Origin of the sequence: Roseiflexus sp. RS-1, from assembly GCF_000016665.1 — a bacterium.
GTDB lineage: Bacteria > Chloroflexota > Chloroflexia > Chloroflexales > Roseiflexaceae > Roseiflexus.
Genome location: NC_009523.1, coordinates 22,529 through 37,582, shown reverse-complemented (window position 1 = coordinate 37,582; position 15,054 = coordinate 22,529). Strand labels below are relative to the sequence as shown.

Genomic DNA, 15,054 nt, shown 5'->3' with positions numbered 1-15,054 from the left:
GCAGCGCATACACCAGTGGCATATCCTGGGTTTCAGAGATGCGCCGCCGGAGCAATCGGCGGCTTTCTGGCATGCACGCAGGTTCTGTTATCGCGTGTCGTTTTCGTTGAGACGAAATGAGTTGACGCATGACCAGACCCATCCGTGTCGTCGTTGTTGACGACTCTGCCATGATGCGGCGTTTCATCACCGACATGCTGCAACGCGATCCTGCCATCCAGGTTGTCGGCGTGGCGTCGAACGGACGTGAGGCGATTGAGTTGGTGCAGCAGTTGCGCCCCGATGTTGTGACGATGGATGTACGCATGCCGGTGATGGATGGGGTGGCCACGACCGAACATCTGATGGCGTATTGTCCCACGCCGATTCTGGTGCTGACGGCATCGCTTGCCAGTTATGATGTGGACATCACCTTCAAGATGCTCGGCGCCGGTGCGCTCGAAGTGGTCGAGAAACCGCGCGGCAGCGACCCGCAGGCGCTTGAACACGCCGCGCGCGATCTGGTGAGGCGCGTCAAAATCCTGTCGCGCGTCAAGGTTGTGACCCATCTGCGCGGTCGCCGCCGCGCTCTCAACGATGGATCACCGTCGCCGCCAGCGTCGCTCGACCATCAGGCGCTGCCACCGGAAGCACCACCGCATCCTGCGATCACGCCAGCGTCCATTCCAGCATCGGCCAATGCGTCCGACGCTTCGCTCTGTCCGGTCGTCGTCATCGGCGCCAGCACCGGCGGTCCACGGATCATCCATCAGATCATTGCCGGATTGCCGCGATCATTTCCGGCGGCTGTACTGATTGTGCAGCATATTGCAGAAGGGTTCAGCGACGGAATGGCTGAATGGCTGGCGAGCGCCGGTACGCTGCCGGTGCAGATTGCGCAGGAGGGAGCGCCGGTGCGACCGGGGAAAGCGCTGATTGCGCCTGACCGGCGCAACCTGCTGGTGACGCACCAGGGAACGATCCACCTGAGCGATGCACCGTTGCTAATGCAACGCCCGTCGATTGATATTACCATGCAGGCGATTGCCGATGTGTACGGATCGCGCGCGATCGGTGTGCTGCTGACCGGCATGGGACGCGATGGGGCGTATGGAATGTTGTCGCTCTACCGTCGTAACGCCTACACAATTGCGCAGGACGAGGCGAGTTGCGCGATCTCTGGCATGCCGCGTGCAGCCATTCAGCTTGGTGCAGTGCGGGAGGTATTGCCGCCGACCGCGATTGCGCCACGATTGGTTGAACTGGTGGCGAGTATGGGTTTCAAGGTGAACGGTTGAAGATCCCATTGTTGAGCGTCGCAACAGGGCGAAGGAGCATCCTGCTCGATCGTCGCAAGCGTCTGCTGTGCGCAACATATGGCAGAAGCGATGCAGGAACGAAAGGTCTGGAGAGCGTGTTTCACGTGAAACACAGGAACGTTGCACAGGCTTCGGAACGTTCAGTCACGATGATCAGGCGGTTTGTATGAGCGCAGCGCACGATCTCTTTCTTCCTCCGCCGGTGCGTCTATCGCAGGAAGCGTTTGATCGTTTGCGCAACCTGCTGGCGGATTACAGCGGCGTCTACCTCGACACAGCGCAGCAACGGGTGCTGGAGTCCGGTCTGGCGCAACGCCTGGCAGCGCTGGAAGAAACGCTCGAAGCGTATGAGCGTCGCATCACTGCACCTGCGGGTCGAGACGAGTTGCAACGTCTGACGGAGTTGGTCGTCAACCACGAAACCTGCTTCTTTCGCAATGCTCCGCATATGAAGGCGTTGCGCGATACGCTGCTGTTCGAGATGCACCGTCGCAAGCCCGCCGGTGAGCCGATCCGCATCTGGAGCGCCGGGTGCGCAACCGGTGAGGAGGCGTATTCGCTGGCAATCACTGCGCTGGAAACATTTGGGTCGACGATGATTCGACCGGTGGAGATCTGGGCGACAGATCTCAGTGATCTGGCGCTCGAAAAAGCGCGCGCCGGATTCTATCGCGGTCGTTCGCTTAACAACGTCGCCCCGTCGCTACTCAGTCGCTATTTTGTGAAACGCGGCGACGGCTTTCTCGTCGCGGATGCCGTGCGGGCGCTGGTGCACTTCGAGCAGTTGAACCTCCTCGAACCGTTTCCACCAACGGCATACCGGGTCGATGCCATTTTCTGCCAGAATGTGACGATCTACTTTCAACCGGAAACGCGGCGGTCACTGATCGAGCGCTTCTATCGCTGTCTGCCGTCCCACGGGTTGCTGTTTCTCGGTTTTTCAGAGACGCTCTGGAATGTCTTCGACGGATTTCGCTCACGTGAAGTGTCGGGCGCGTATGTCTACCAGAAGGTTGAACGTCCGCCCTCGCCGTTGCAGCGCCGCACTGAGTCGCGTCAACCGGCGACAACGGCGGAGGCGCCGCAGCGCCTGACACCGGTCACTGCCACGCCGCGCACCGCTTCGCACGGACGACGGTCTCCGATTGCGCCGATCACGCCCAAACCAACCTCATCCAATGCCGACGCCGATCATCTTGATCGGGCGCAGGCATTGCTCGACGCTGGCAGGCTCGATGATGCAATGGAGGTCTTGCGCACCATTCCTCCCAACTCATCGCTGGCGCCGCGTGCGCTGACGCTGGTGGCGCGGGTGCACGCTAACCGTGGCGAACTCGATCTGGCGATTGCGGAGGTACGCCGTGCTCTCGAAATCGATGCATTGCGCGACGATGCCTACCTTTTGCTTGGAACCATGTATGTGCGGCAGGGTCAGTGGCACGACGCCATTCAGTCGCTCGAACGGGCGCGCTACCTGAATCCTGACGCCGCGCTGGTTTCCTACCATCTGGCGATGGCATACCGTCAGGCGGGAAAGAAGGAACTGGCTGCCCGTGAATTTCGCAGCGCGCTGCGCAAACTGGCAGCGTACCGTGCGGAGGATCTCCTCGAAGGCGTTGAGGTTGGTTGGTTGCGCGCCACGTGTGAGCAGCACCTGGCATCGCTCGAGACATAGAACGCTATGCGAAGTCAACGCAAACGACCTTTTCACCGCTTCACGCTGCTCAGTCACGCAGCGACCGGTCGACTGCGCCGCAGGGAGCGACCTGCACAGCCGCGGCTCACCCCGGAGGAAGCGCGTCGTCAGGCGGAAATCGAGCACGAACTGCTCCTGGCGCGTGATATTCAACAAGGGTTACTGCTCGAAGCGGTGCCACGCCTGCCAGGATGGGAAATTCACGCCATTTCGCTGCCAGCGCGCGATCTGGGAGGCGACCTGTACGATTTTTTGCCGCTCGGTGAGGAACGCCACGGGATCATGATCGGCGATGTTTCAGGAAAAGGGTTGCCAGCAGCCCTCCGTATGGCCGTCGCGCGTACCGTGTTTCGCTATGCCGCCCGGCGCGGCGCAACACCCGGTCCGACGCTTGCGGACGTTAATCGCGGGATCATCGCCGACATTCCACAGGGCATGATCACCATGCTGTATGCCGTGCTCGATCTGCGCCACGGTATTGTGCAGGTGGCGAATGCCGGGCATCATTATCCGCTGCTGCTCAACGGGCGCGTCAGCGAACTGGAACTCTCAGGATTGCCGCTTGGCGTCGATGACGATGTTGATTACGAAGAGATATGCGCCGATATCGAACCGGGCGCCACGGTGATGATGTACACCGATGGCGTGGTCGAGGCGACAAATAGCAGGGGCGAATACTTCGGGTACGAGCGGTTGGAGCGACTGTTGATCGAAAGCGCAACCCTGAAGCCGCGTGCCCTGGTTGCACGGTTGCTGCACGAACTGCGCGCCTGGAGCGACGCCGGTCAGGATGACGATATTACCGTTGTGGCGGTGCGACGACGGTTCGAGCGACTCGCCGATGAGTTGTACAGCATTCTCCGCGATGTCCTGGGTGATGATCGCGCCGGGCAGGCCTGGGAGACGTTGCCGCGCCCCGATGACCACGAAGGCGCCGATGCCTGGACGGAAGCCTTGCCGGAGATCGTCAAAGCGGTGCAGAGTCGTTTCGGGCGCGGTCTGGCGCGCGAGTTGAACGCGCAGATCCGTCTGACGCTCGAAGAATACCGAATCATGAAAAAATATGGACCAATGCGCTACTAAACTGCAATCGAGTCGTCTTTCAATAACGAAAGGGTTCATAGTAGAATAGAATAAGCGTCGATCTGGAGCGACGTGCACACGCCGACTGGTGAAGGGCACAGGTAGACGATGAGTTCGACAGAACCGCTCAATTTCATGCCGCTCGATCTGGACACGTTCAGCGGGAGCGAGCGATTCATGGCTGGAACGCGCCTGGGCGCGGCGTTCGGTCAGGGTATCCGCGCCTACCTGCGCGCTGACTACGCCAATGCGATCGAGCATTTCAAAGCCGCTTTGATCGCTGCATACATCGAAGGTGAAGAACGCGCTCAGATTTATGATCGCGAACGGGCGATCATCTATCTGTACATCGGCAATGCGCTGGCGTATCAGGAGGATTGGGAAGGGGCGCTGCGCGAGTATCTCGAAGCCGTGCAGACCGATCCGCAACTGGCTGAGGCGCACTACAACCTGGGGGTGGCATTTGCGGCGCAGGGGCGGCTCGACCGCGCGATTGCCGCATTCAAGGAAGCCATCGAACACAATCCGCGCCTGTACGAGGCGCACTTCTCACTGGGACGCTGCTATCAGCGCCTCGATGATGCCGGTCGCGCGTACATTCACTACGATCAGGCGTGTCAGGCGCGCCCGCAGGCCGCAGAGCCGCGCTACTACATGGGATTGATGCACCAGAGCCACGGCGCGCACGAACTGGCGCAGCGTTGCTTTGCCGAGGCGCTGCGCGTCGAGCCGACCTTCGTCTCGCCAGAATTGCAGGACGAGGTGCTGGTCAACCGCTCGGAAGAGGAAGTCGCCCAATGGTACTACCGCCTCAGCAACGATCTGAAACAGCAGGGGTACGAGGAAGAGGCGGAACGGATCTACCGCGCGCTGCTCCAGTGGCGTCCCGAAGAACATTATGCCCGTTATCTGCTCGGCAATCTGCTGGCGCGCGCGCGGCGTCTCGATGAAGCGCTTGAAGCGTATGCCCAGATTCCGCCACAGGACAGATATTACGTCGATGCGCGCATTCGGATCAGCGCGATCCTCAAACTTCAGAACAAGATGCGCGAGGCGTATGATACCCTGTTCGAGTGCGCCAAACTGCACCCGACCAATGGTCAGTTGTTCCTGAATATGGGTAAGTTGCTCTACGATATGAACAAACACGCTGGCGCTGTCAAAGCGTTTGAGCGCGCCGTGCAACTGCTCCCCAACGATCCGCAGGCGCACTACCTGCTGGGGTTTATGTACAACCTCATGGGACGCGAGGGATGGGCGCTGGCAGCCTGGCGCAAGGCAGTGGAACTCGCTCCGGACGCGCATTCTCTGCGCTACGACCTTGGCTACATGTACGTGCGACGCAACCGCTATGACCTGGCAGCAAAAGAGTTTGCCCGCGTGCTCCAGTTCTGGCCCGATGATGTCGAGACGAACTTTATGCTCGGATTGTGCTACAAAGAACTGATGGAACCGGCGCGAGCCATTCCGCTGTTTGAAAAAGTGCTGCGTCGCAATCCGCGCCACGTGCAGGCGCTCTATTATCTCGGCGCTTCGTACCTTCAGATTGGCAATACATCGCTTGGCAAGGCGTATCTCAGGCGCTACGACTACCTGGCGAGCCAGGAACAGTCGAGTGCGCCTGTGACGCGCCGGACCATGCGCCAGCGCACTGTCGGCATGCTAGAGTCGTCGTAAATTGCAAGGAGTAACGGGTCCATGCAGCAGGTTCTTGTAAATATTCCGTCTGTGCCGATTTTTGAGCGCGTCGTCCGCGCCAGCGCCGATGAGGTCGGACGTGCGCTGGGGTTCAGCGCCGAACGGGTCGAGGATCTGAAACTGGCGGTGAGCGAGGCGGTGAACAATGCGATCGACCATGGCAATAAGCGTCAGCCCGGTAAACTGGTGGAGGTTGTCTTTGCGCTCCATAACGATAAACTCGAGGTGCACGTCACCGATGAGGGCGGAGGCATCGATACCATCGATTTCTCGCGGAAAGTCGTCGATGAGCAGAATCTCGATGCCGGCATGCATCGCGGCTTTGGCATGTATCTGATCAGCGCACTGGTTGATGATTGCGAGGTCAATTCGTCACAGTCGGGTACAACACTGACACTACGTCTCTATCGGAGGAACCAGGACCATGACGAATGAAACGAACGAAGTGATCCGCCGTGAGGAGTTTGGCGATGTCGCGGTGCTCCACATAATGACCAATAGCGTCGATGCCGTGTCGGCCAGCGCAATTGAGGCAGTCGCAACAGCAACTGCCATGCGCCCGATCACGGTGCTCGATTTTGCAAATGTGGCATTTATCAACTCAGCAGGCATCTCGGCGCTGCTCAAGTTTGTCGTGTCGGCAAAGAAATCGGGCTATACCCTGTACGCCATGAATGTGACCCCGCACCATCAGAAGGTCTTCAAGATGGTCGAGATGTCGCGCTATATGCCCCCCATCGAGGAGCGTGATCTCGCTGCGTATCGGTAGTGGGACGCGAGTGAGGGGTTGAGGGTTGAAGGTTGAAGGTTGAAGGTTGAAGGTTGAAGGTTGAAGGTTGAAGGTTGAAGGTTGAAGGTTGAACGTCCCCAATGCTTGCGGTCTTTGCCGTGGAGGTAGTTCCTGGGGGCGAACGTCGCTTGCCGAAGAGGGCGCGCTCATTCTGTGAGTGCGGGCTGAAGGTCTCCGATGCTTGCGGTCTTTGCCGTGGAGGTAGTTCCTGGGGGCGAGCGTCGCTTGCCGAAGAGGGCGCGCTCATTCTGTGAGTGCGGGCTGAAGGTCTCCGATGCTTGCGGTCTTTGCCGTGGAGGCGGTTCCTGTCGTTGAATGTCGCTTGCCGAAGGGGGCGCGCTCATTCTGTGAGTGCGGGCTGAAGGTCTCCGATGCTTGCGGTCTTTGCCGTGGAGGCGGTTCCTGTCGTTGAATGTCGCTTGCCGAAGGAGCCGCGCCCATTCCGGGGACGTCGCCCGACCTCAAGGGTCTTGGGGAAGAGGTGAAAGATAACAGGCGTAAGACAGCCGACGTCCCCGGTTCTCAGTTCTCGGTTCTTGGTTCTTGGTTCTCAGTTCTCAGTTCTCGGTTCTCGGTTCTTGGTTCTCGGTTCTTGGTTCTCAGTTCTCAGTCCTCGGTTCTCGGTTCTTGGTTTTCGGTTCTTGGTTCTCAGTCCTCGGTTCTCAGTCCTCGGTTCTCAGTTCTCAGTCCTCGGTTCTCAGTCCTCGGTTCTCAGTCCTCGGTTCTCGGTTCTCGGTTCTTGGTTCTTGGTTCTTGGTTCTCAGTTCTCAGTCCTCAGTCCTCAGTTCTTGCGCGGTACCACGAGCGCTTCGCCCCCATCAAGAATGATGAACACCGTATCGTTTGAGGGGCGGGTTATCATAAAACCACGCTGAAACTGCCGGTGTCCCCCTGTTTCGCCCTGTTCCGGTTCAATCGCCCACCCCAAACGCGAACGCACCTCCGCATTATGCACCCATACATAGCCAAACCCACGTTCAGGCACATACCGTCCAGGAGGCGGCGTTTCGCTGAATCGTATGGGTGTTCCTTCTGTCCATTCGTCGGCGAACATCTGCCAGGTAAAACGTTGCGGATCGGTCGAACTGGAGGTGAGAACGAAGATTTCGCTGGGGACCGGCACGTCGCCCCAGCGTCGCGTCCATAGCATGACGCCACGCTCGAAACGCTGAACGGCAAGCGGTACAGGGCGCATCCTCAGTTGAACCGGACCGGTCGGACTGACCAGTTCACGCGACGATGCTATCGGACATCCGAGCAATCGCCGGTAGGCGTAAGCGGTCGGTTCATACATCGGCTCAAGGGAAACGCAACCGTCGATGCGCATGACTTCCACCCCTAACCGCCCCAACAGCACTTCATAAGGGGTGCCAGCAAGTTCAGGGTGGAATTCCATCCGTCGGCGTTCAAAGTATTGTACCTCATAAACCTTGCCCTCAATCTCTTCGCGTATGCGTTCGGTGATCGGATATCCGAACCGCTCCAGACCGCCGCGGGTGCGCCAGTACGTCAGGAATGGCTCGCACACCTGATGACGGGTGATGGCAAAATATGCGCACCCCGGATCTGCCTGGTCGACGGTCGGGAATGTCTGCCAGGGGCGGTCCTGCAATTCCAGGTAGCGCGCGCCAAGGCGTCCGGCGGTGACTCGCCCATCCGCCTGGATCTCCAGGCGATCACGCTCAAACCATTGCGCCTGCAACATCCGATCCTCCGCCATCTGCATCCCCTGATTGCTGATCGGGAAACCAAAGGTGCTCAGACCACCGTTTCGCTCCCAGTAACGCAGAATCGGTCCGGAGATGCAGTAACCGGTTTCGCGGAAGCAACGCTCCTGATTGCTGGCAGACACAGCCTGCGGTAGGATCAGAGCGCTCAGGCAGAGCATAAGAATTGCCGTAAACCGTTTCATAATCGTTCTCCTTCACAGAGTCGGGGCGTGTGGCATGGGAGGCGAGACTATAACCGATGTCGTGTGCTGAACTGACAGTCAAAGGTGACACGCCACGCTATCGTTAATTTTAACGCTGCGTGGAAGGCATAATGGTGCAGAAAGACATCCGTTTCCATGCTATACTATTAACAGTACTGACCAGTCAGTCGATTAGAAGTAACCATGACTCATTCCACTGAAAAACGTTCTGAGCCGGTGAGCACCCGCGAGCGCATTCTGGAAGCCGCGCTCGATGTGTTTGCGTCGAAAGGGTATCACGACGCACGTCTGGACGACATCGTTGAGACGGCGCATATCTCGAAGGGGTCGATCTACTTTTACTTTCCCAACAAGGAGCGCCTCTTCCTGGCGCTGGTCGATCAGTTTGCCGATCTGATCGAGCGGCGCGCCACCGAAGCCATCGCGCGGCAACCGCGGGTCGGGATCGACCGCGTGCGTGCAGCGGTGATGGCGGTGATCGAAACGTTCGGCAGGTATCGTCGTCCGGCGAAAATCCTGCTGGTTCAGGCGGTGGGGCTGGGGGCGGCGTTCGAGAAGAAACGCCTCGAAGTGACCGATCGCTTTGCTGCGCTGATCAAGCGCCATCTCGATGAGGCGGTTGCAGTCGGTGAGATTCAGCCGATCGATACGACAGTCGTGGCGCACGCCTGGATGGGCGCTATCTACAATCTGGTGATCCGCTGGGTGATGACCGGTGACCCGCCCGCCGAGCGCATTCCGCCAACCCTGGTGCCGCTGTTGCTGCGAAGCGTCAACTATCCCGTGGAGGAGAATCAGGGCAGTGCATCGTAACTCATACCAGCAACACTACGGTCGCCTGATCAGCATGAGCATGCCATGCCCTGGGGTGTCTCCCGCCGATCTCCTGCATGTTGCACGCGGACAACCGCGGTCGTACTGGGAGAGTGCGCGCGATGGGATTGCATTCGCTGGCATGGGGATCGCGGTTGAATTGATGGCGTGGGGGGGCAACCGTTTTGCCGGGATTGAACAGCAGGCGCGGGCGTTGTTCGAACATGCAATCATGATCGATGAACATGAGCCGCTCGCCGCGCCGCGTCTCTTCGGTGGCTTTTCGTTCCGCGACGATTTTGTGCCTGATCTGGCATGGGCTGATTTTCCGCCAGCGCACTTTGTGTTGCCGCATTATCAACTGGTGCGTGTCCGCAATTCCTTCTGGTTGACGTTGAATGTCCATGCACCGCTCAGCGAAGATCCGCGCACGCTGGCGCCCGATCTGCGCGAGGCGTTGCTGGCGCAGATCGATCGGTTGCAGCGTGTATCTTCTTCTCCTGCTGCTCGTCATTCATCAGGGCGTATTGTCTATCCCATGCCGTTCGATCAGTGGTCGCGCAGCGTGGAACGGATTGTGCAGCAGATCCGCGCTGGCGTTTTGAAGAAAGTTGTGCTGGCGCGTATCGCTGAGGCATCGTTCGACGAACCGGCGGATGTTGATGGTGCACTGGCGCATCTGGAACGACGCTATCCCGATACCTATCGCTTTCTGTTCGAGCCGCGTCCAGGTCGTGCGTTCTTCGGGGCAACACCCGAATTGCTGGTGCAGGTGAAGGGTGATCGGGTGATGACCATGGCGCTGGCTGGCAGCATCCGACGTGGTGCGACGCCCGACGAAGATGAGCGTCTTGCCGCAGTGCTGCTCGATAGCGCTAAGGATCGCCATGAACATCAGATTGTGGTGGACGAGGTGCGTGCTCGCCTGACTCCACTGACCCGTCATCTGGAAGTCGGTGCGACAGGTGTGATGACGCTGAGCAATATTCAGCACCTGCATACGCCGATTGATGGGATACTGCGCGAACCGCGCGGTGTTCTGCCGCTCGTCGCAACCCTGCACCCAACGCCGGCGCTCGGCGGTGAGCCACGTGAGGCGGCGATGCGCCTGATCGGTGAACTGGAACCGGCGCCGCGCGGATGGTACGCAGCGCCGGTCGGCTGGATCGACCGACGGCTCGATGGACAGTTTGGGGTCGCCATTCGTTCGGCAGTCGTACAAACGACACGCGCCTGGCTGTATGCCGGGGCGGGTATCGTCGCGGCAAGTGATCCGCAGCGCGAGTGGGACGAAACGAACCTCAAGTTTCGTCCGATGCTGGAGGCGCTCGGTTTGCCCGCCGATGGGTATCGGTAGGCGCGGTTCTCAGGTTCCTGGCGCTCAGTTCTCGGCTATCGGCTATCGGCTATCGGCTATTGGCTATCGGCTATTGGCTATCGGTTCCTGGTTCTCACCCATGACCAATCGCAACATTTTTTACGCAACGACACTGGTGGATGAACTTGCCCGCGCCGGGTTACGCTTTGTGTGCCTGGCGCCCGGTTCGCGCAATACGCCGCTGGTGCTGGCATGCGCGCGCCATCCCGCAATCAAAGTCTTTTCGCACCTGGACGAGCGCAGCGCGGCGTTTTTTGCGCTCGGTCTGGCGCTGGCGACCGATACGCCGGCTGCGGTTGTTTGCACGTCTGGTTCGGCGGCGGCGAATTTCTTTCCGGCGATTGTGGAGGCGCACCAGGCGGGTGTGCCGCTGCTGGCGCTGACAGCGGATCGCCCCCACGAACTGCGCGACAGCGGCGCAAACCAGACCATCGATCAGGTGAAAATGTTTGGCGGCTTTGTGCGCTGGAGTGTCGATCTGGCGCTGCCGGAAGCGACCCCGCCGCCGGTTGTGGTGCGCTCCCTGCGGACGCTGGCGGCGCGAGCGATGGCGATCGCTGGCGGTGAGCCGCCAGGAGTGGTGCATCTGAACCTTCCCTTCCGTCCACCGCTCGAACCGACGCCGGTCGCCGGAGACATCACCGCTCCCCCGGACGCGGCACAACCACGCCAGGCGGGTGCGCCCTACACGTATTGCCTGACCGCGACACGCTCTGGAGTGCCAGAAGCAGTTATCGAACAGATTGCCTCCCTCCTTCAGCAGCACGAACGCGGTCTGATCGTCTGCGGTCCGCGCTGCCCCAGCGGGGAGTTTGGCGCACTGGTGAGCGAACTGGCGGATCGCACCGGCTACCCGGCGCTGGTTGATGGTGTATCGGGGATCCGTTTTGGCTATCCGGGCGTGATTGGCGGGTACGAGACATTCCTCTTCGGCGAACACTCGTTTCCGCCCCCCGATGTGGTGGTGCGGTTCGGCGCGGTTCCCACCTCGAAGTGGCTCAACCAGTATCTCGACACGGCTGCGCCGTCGGCGGTCATCCATGTGCGCGCTGGCGGCGTATGGGCGGATGACAGTCATCGGGTGAGCCATTTCATCGCAGCGGATGAGTCTGCGTTCATTCGGGCGCTGTTGCCGCACCTGAAGGAGCGCCGGGGCGCATGGATACAAATGTTCGAGGAAGCGGAAGCGCAGGTCTGGTCGGCAGTTGAAGCCGCTCTTAACGACGAACCGTATTTCGACGGCGCTGCTGTCTACGACGCTGTGAGTCTGCTGCCGGAAGGTGCGGCGCTCTTCGTCGGCAACAGCCTGCCGGTACGTCATCTCGACCAGTTCGGGAAACCGGGCGCCCGGCGTATCCATGCCTTTGCGAACCGGGGCGCATCAGGCATCGATGGGAATATCTCGACGGCGCTTGGCGTCGGCGCGGGACGACCCGATACGCCGATGGCAGCCATTGTTGGCGATATTACGTTCTACCACGATATGAATGGCTTGCTGGCAGTGCGACGTTGCGGCGTTCCAATAACGATCGTGCTGCTCAACAACGATGGCGGCGGCATCTTTCATCGTCTGCCGATCAACCGCTTCGAGCCGGAGTTTACCGATTATTTCGTGACGCCGCATGGGTTGCATTTTGCTCACGCGGCGAAGATGTATGGTCTGGACTACGTACAGGTGCGGGATCGCGAGGCATTCCGGCGCGCCTTCCGCGAGAGCATCGAGGCGCGCGCTGCAACGATCATCGAACTCCGCACCGATGCGCGCGCCGATCTCGCCCGTCGTCCGGCTCTGATGCGGTCTGCAAAAGCATCCGATGTTCGTGGGTTGTAGGACATATGCATCTGGCACACTGGTGTGATCGTACCGCTGCATGGTTGAAGGTCGAACCGCGACCGTGCAGGTGCGGCATCGACGCATATCTGGAACACTCTTCTGGATCAGGACCGGTATGCGCTGACGCAAAAAAGAAAACTGAATGATAAGGAGGAGCAGCAGTATGACACGTTTCACCCCCAAACTTTCATCGCTGGTCGAATGGACGGAGGTGAAGGAGTACGAAGACATCACCTTTCACGTTGGCGGCGGCATTGCGCGCATTGCCTTCAACCGACCGGAAATCCGCAATGCGTTCCGTCCGAAAACGATTGACGAGATGACCGAAGCCTTTCTGAGCGCCTGGCACAACCAGGAAGTCGGCGTTGTCATTCTGACCGGCAACGGTCCAAGCCCGAAGGATGGCAAATACGCCTTCTGCTCCGGCGGCGATCAGACAGTGCGCGGGCAGGCGGGGTACGTCGACGACCAGGGTGTCGCCCGTTTGAACGTCCTGCAACTGCAACGCTACATCCGCACGATGCCCAAGCCGGTGATCGCTGCTGTTGCCGGATACGCTATTGGCGGCGGGCATGTTCTGCACGTGATCTGCGACCTGACGATTGCAGCGGACAATGCCATCTTCGGACAGACCGGTCCGATCGTTGGCAGTTTCGATGCCGGTTTTGGCGCGAGTTATCTGGCGGCGATTGTCGGGCAGAAGAAAGCGCGTGAGATCTGGTACCTCTGCCGCCAGTACAACGCGCAGCAGGCGCTGGAGATGGGGTTGGTGAATACGGTGGTGCCGGTTGATGAACTGGAAGATGAGGCGGTACGCTGGGCGCAGGAGATTCTTGAGAAGAGTCCGATTGCCATCCGCTTCCTCAAGGCTGGCTTCAACGCCGATCTGGATGGACAGACCGGCATCCAGGTGCTGGCGGGCGATGCGACGATGCTCTTCTACATGACCGAAGAAGGCAACGAGGGCAGGAAAGCCTACCTTGAGAAACGCAAGCCCGATTTCTCGAAGTTCCCCCGCCGACCATGATGCCCGACTGGCTCTCGGCTCAGGCGAAGGCGCGCCCCGACGGGGTGGCGCTGATCGTCGGCGAGACGATGCTGACCTACAGAGCACTGAACGAACAGACGGCGCAGTTTGCTGCCCGTCTGTTCGCGTGGGGCGTGTCGCGCGGCGATGTGGTGGGCATCCTGTTGCCAAACCGTCTGGAAGCGGCGCTGGCGATTCATGCCGCAGCACGTCTCGGAGTGACGCTGGCGCTGTTCAACACCCGGCTCACACCGGTGGAACTCGATATGCAGGTGCGCAGTGCCGGATGCTGCTTCCTGCTCTGCGACCGTGACACCCTGCCGACAGCGCTGGCGCTGCCATCTGCGCCCCGACTGCTGTGCGTCGATCCGATTGATGACCCACGCCTGACGCCGCTTGACCGGTTGACCGGCGATCCCGCAACGTTCCGTGAGGGTATGATCGACCCCGACGCGCCTTTCGCAATCATCTTCACATCGGGGACAACCGGCAGTCCCAAGGGCGCAGTCCTGACCTGTGGCGCATTCTTCGCCAGCGCGATGGCATCAGCCTATCGTATCGGCGTGCTTCCCGATGATCGATGGCTCTGCGTGCTGCCGTTGTACCACGTCGGCGGACTCAGCATTCTTCTGCGATCTTGCCTCTACGGAACCGCCGTTGATCTCTGGCAGCGCTTCGATGCCGCAGCCATTGCCCATCGCATGACAACCGCGCCGGTGACGCTGATCTCACTTGTGCCGACGATGCTCCACCGCCTGCTGGAACTGTTCGGCGATGAACCGCCGCCGCCACGCCTGCGACTCGTGCTGCTCGGCGGGGCTGCCGCGTCGCCCGACCTGCTGAAACGCGCGTTACAGGCAGGATGGGCGCTTGCCACAACCTATGGATTGACCGAGGCGGCATCGCAGGTCGCCACAGCGCTGCCCGAACAGGTGCGGCGCAAACCCGGCAGCGTCGGACGCCCGCTGCTATTCACCAGCGTGCGTGTCGTCGATGAAGCAGGGCATGATCAACCACCCGGAGTCTACGGCGACATTCTGATACGCGGACCGACCCTGATGCGCGGGTATCTCGGCGAACCGCCGCTCGACGCTGGCGCCTGGTTTGCGACGGGAGACATCGGCTATCTCGATGCCGACGGTGATCTGTGGGTCGTGCAGCGACGCAGCGATCTGATCATCAGCGGCGGTGAGAATATCTACCCGGCTGAGATCGAACAGGTGCTGCGTCAGCATCCAGCCGTCGCCGATGTTGCGGTTGTCGGCGTTCCTTCACCGGAGTGGGGGCAACAGGTCGGCGCTGTGCTCGTACTGCGCGATCCAGCCGTGGACGTGCGCGAGATCCTGGCGTTCAGTCGCACCCGGCTGGCAGGCTACAAACAACCGCGCATCGTCCGGGTCGTTGACGAGTTGCCGCGCACCGCGTCAGGGAAGATCCACCGGGCGGCAGTGGCAGAATTGCTGGAAGGGATGATACACTAATCTAGACCAAGGCGCTTCCGCAT

General features: G+C 60.2%; 12 protein-coding genes. 11 read left to right on the top strand and 1 reads right to left on the bottom strand.

What is annotated here, in order from left to right:
* Window positions 1-128: 128 nt before the first annotated feature.
* The 6 genes from cheB to ROSERS_RS00145 all read left to right on the top strand — a co-directional run bounded on the left by cheB (window position 129) and on the right by ROSERS_RS00145 (window position 6,544).
* The gene (gene cheB / locus ROSERS_RS00170) at window positions 129-1,277 is read left to right on the top strand and encodes a chemotaxis-specific protein-glutamate methyltransferase CheB (RefSeq protein ID WP_011954837.1); all 1,149 of its coding nucleotides are present in this window, start codon (window positions 129-131) and stop codon (window positions 1,275-1,277) included.
* Between the two features lie 187 nt (window positions 1,278-1,464).
* Window positions 1,465-2,973 carry a CheR family methyltransferase gene (locus ROSERS_RS00165; RefSeq protein ID WP_083763235.1) on the top strand — a complete coding sequence of 503 codons (1,509 nt, stop codon included), beginning with the start codon at window positions 1,465-1,467 and terminating at the stop codon, window positions 2,971-2,973.
* Window positions 2,974-2,979: 6 nt separating this feature from the next.
* Window positions 2,980-4,077: a PP2C family protein-serine/threonine phosphatase gene (locus ROSERS_RS00160; RefSeq protein WP_011954835.1), complete on the top strand. Its 1,098-nt coding sequence runs from the start codon at window positions 2,980-2,982 to the stop codon at window positions 4,075-4,077.
* Between the two features lie 108 nt (window positions 4,078-4,185).
* Complete coding sequence (locus ROSERS_RS00155) at window positions 4,186-5,754, top strand: tetratricopeptide repeat protein (RefSeq protein ID WP_011954834.1); 1,569 nt, start codon at window positions 4,186-4,188, stop codon at window positions 5,752-5,754.
* 21 nt (window positions 5,755-5,775) lie between these two features.
* On the top strand, window positions 5,776-6,210 hold the full coding sequence (locus tag ROSERS_RS00150) for an ATP-binding protein (protein WP_011954833.1): 435 nt from the start codon (window positions 5,776-5,778) through the stop codon (window positions 6,208-6,210).
* Window positions 6,200-6,544, top strand: coding sequence for an STAS domain-containing protein (locus ROSERS_RS00145; RefSeq protein WP_011954832.1), 345 nt, complete (start codon window positions 6,200-6,202; stop codon window positions 6,542-6,544). The genes ROSERS_RS00150 and ROSERS_RS00145 overlap by 11 nt, the downstream gene beginning before the upstream one ends.
* An 802-nt stretch (window positions 6,545-7,346) precedes the next feature.
* On the opposite strand, the gene ROSERS_RS00140 is transcribed toward ROSERS_RS00145, so the two are convergent.
* Window positions 7,347-8,477 carry a hypothetical protein gene (locus tag ROSERS_RS00140; RefSeq protein WP_011954831.1) on the bottom strand — a complete coding sequence of 377 codons (1,131 nt, stop codon included), beginning with the start codon at window positions 8,475-8,477 and terminating at the stop codon, window positions 7,347-7,349.
* 204 nt (window positions 8,478-8,681) lie between these two features.
* Between ROSERS_RS00140 and ROSERS_RS00135 the strand changes: the two genes are divergently transcribed.
* The 5 genes from ROSERS_RS00135 to menE all read left to right on the top strand — a co-directional run bounded on the left by ROSERS_RS00135 (window position 8,682) and on the right by menE (window position 15,031).
* The gene (locus tag ROSERS_RS00135) at window positions 8,682-9,311 is read left to right on the top strand and encodes a TetR/AcrR family transcriptional regulator (RefSeq protein ID WP_011954830.1); all 630 of its coding nucleotides are present in this window, start codon (window positions 8,682-8,684) and stop codon (window positions 9,309-9,311) included.
* Window positions 9,301-10,668, top strand: coding sequence for an isochorismate synthase (locus tag ROSERS_RS00130; protein ID WP_011954829.1), 1,368 nt, complete (start codon window positions 9,301-9,303; stop codon window positions 10,666-10,668). Before ROSERS_RS00135 ends, ROSERS_RS00130 begins: the two co-directional genes overlap by 11 nt.
* Window positions 10,669-10,768: 100 nt before the next feature.
* The gene (gene menD / locus ROSERS_RS00125; protein WP_011954828.1) at window positions 10,769-12,520 is read left to right on the top strand and encodes a 2-succinyl-5-enolpyruvyl-6-hydroxy-3-cyclohexene-1-carboxylic-acid synthase; all 1,752 of its coding nucleotides are present in this window, start codon (window positions 10,769-10,771) and stop codon (window positions 12,518-12,520) included.
* A 166-nt stretch (window positions 12,521-12,686) separates the two neighbouring features.
* Window positions 12,687-13,550 carry a 1,4-dihydroxy-2-naphthoyl-CoA synthase gene (gene menB, locus ROSERS_RS00120; RefSeq protein WP_011954827.1) on the top strand — a complete coding sequence of 288 codons (864 nt, stop codon included), beginning with the start codon at window positions 12,687-12,689 and terminating at the stop codon, window positions 13,548-13,550.
* Window positions 13,547-15,031, top strand: coding sequence for an o-succinylbenzoate--CoA ligase (gene menE / locus ROSERS_RS00115; protein WP_011954826.1), 1,485 nt, complete (start codon window positions 13,547-13,549; stop codon window positions 15,029-15,031). Before menB ends, menE begins: the two co-directional genes overlap by 4 nt.
* Window positions 15,032-15,054: the final 23 nt, after the last annotated feature.

Excerpts from the sequence above, each read along its gene's own strand:
- cheB (WP_011954837.1), top strand. The coding sequence starts at position 129 with ATGACCAGACCCATCCGTGTCGTCGTTGTTGACGACTCTGCCATGATG.
- ROSERS_RS00165 (WP_083763235.1), top strand. The coding sequence starts at position 1,465 with ATGAGCGCAGCGCACGATCTCTTTCTTCCTCCGCCGGTGCGTCTATCG.
- ROSERS_RS00160 (WP_011954835.1), top strand. The coding sequence starts at position 2,980 with ATGCGAAGTCAACGCAAACGACCTTTTCACCGCTTCACGCTGCTCAGT.
- ROSERS_RS00155 (WP_011954834.1), top strand. The coding sequence starts at position 4,186 with ATGAGTTCGACAGAACCGCTCAATTTCATGCCGCTCGATCTGGACACG.
- ROSERS_RS00150 (WP_011954833.1), top strand. The coding sequence starts at position 5,776 with ATGCAGCAGGTTCTTGTAAATATTCCGTCTGTGCCGATTTTTGAGCGC.
- ROSERS_RS00145 (WP_011954832.1), top strand. The coding sequence starts at position 6,200 with ATGACGAATGAAACGAACGAAGTGATCCGCCGTGAGGAGTTTGGCGAT.
- ROSERS_RS00140 (WP_011954831.1), bottom strand. The coding sequence starts at position 8,477 with ATGAAACGGTTTACGGCAATTCTTATGCTCTGCCTGAGCGCTCTGATC.
- ROSERS_RS00135 (WP_011954830.1), top strand. The coding sequence starts at position 8,682 with ATGACTCATTCCACTGAAAAACGTTCTGAGCCGGTGAGCACCCGCGAG.
- menD (WP_011954828.1), top strand. The coding sequence starts at position 10,769 with ATGACCAATCGCAACATTTTTTACGCAACGACACTGGTGGATGAACTT.
- menB (WP_011954827.1), top strand. The coding sequence starts at position 12,687 with ATGACACGTTTCACCCCCAAACTTTCATCGCTGGTCGAATGGACGGAG.
- menE (WP_011954826.1), top strand. The coding sequence starts at position 13,547 with ATGATGCCCGACTGGCTCTCGGCTCAGGCGAAGGCGCGCCCCGACGGG.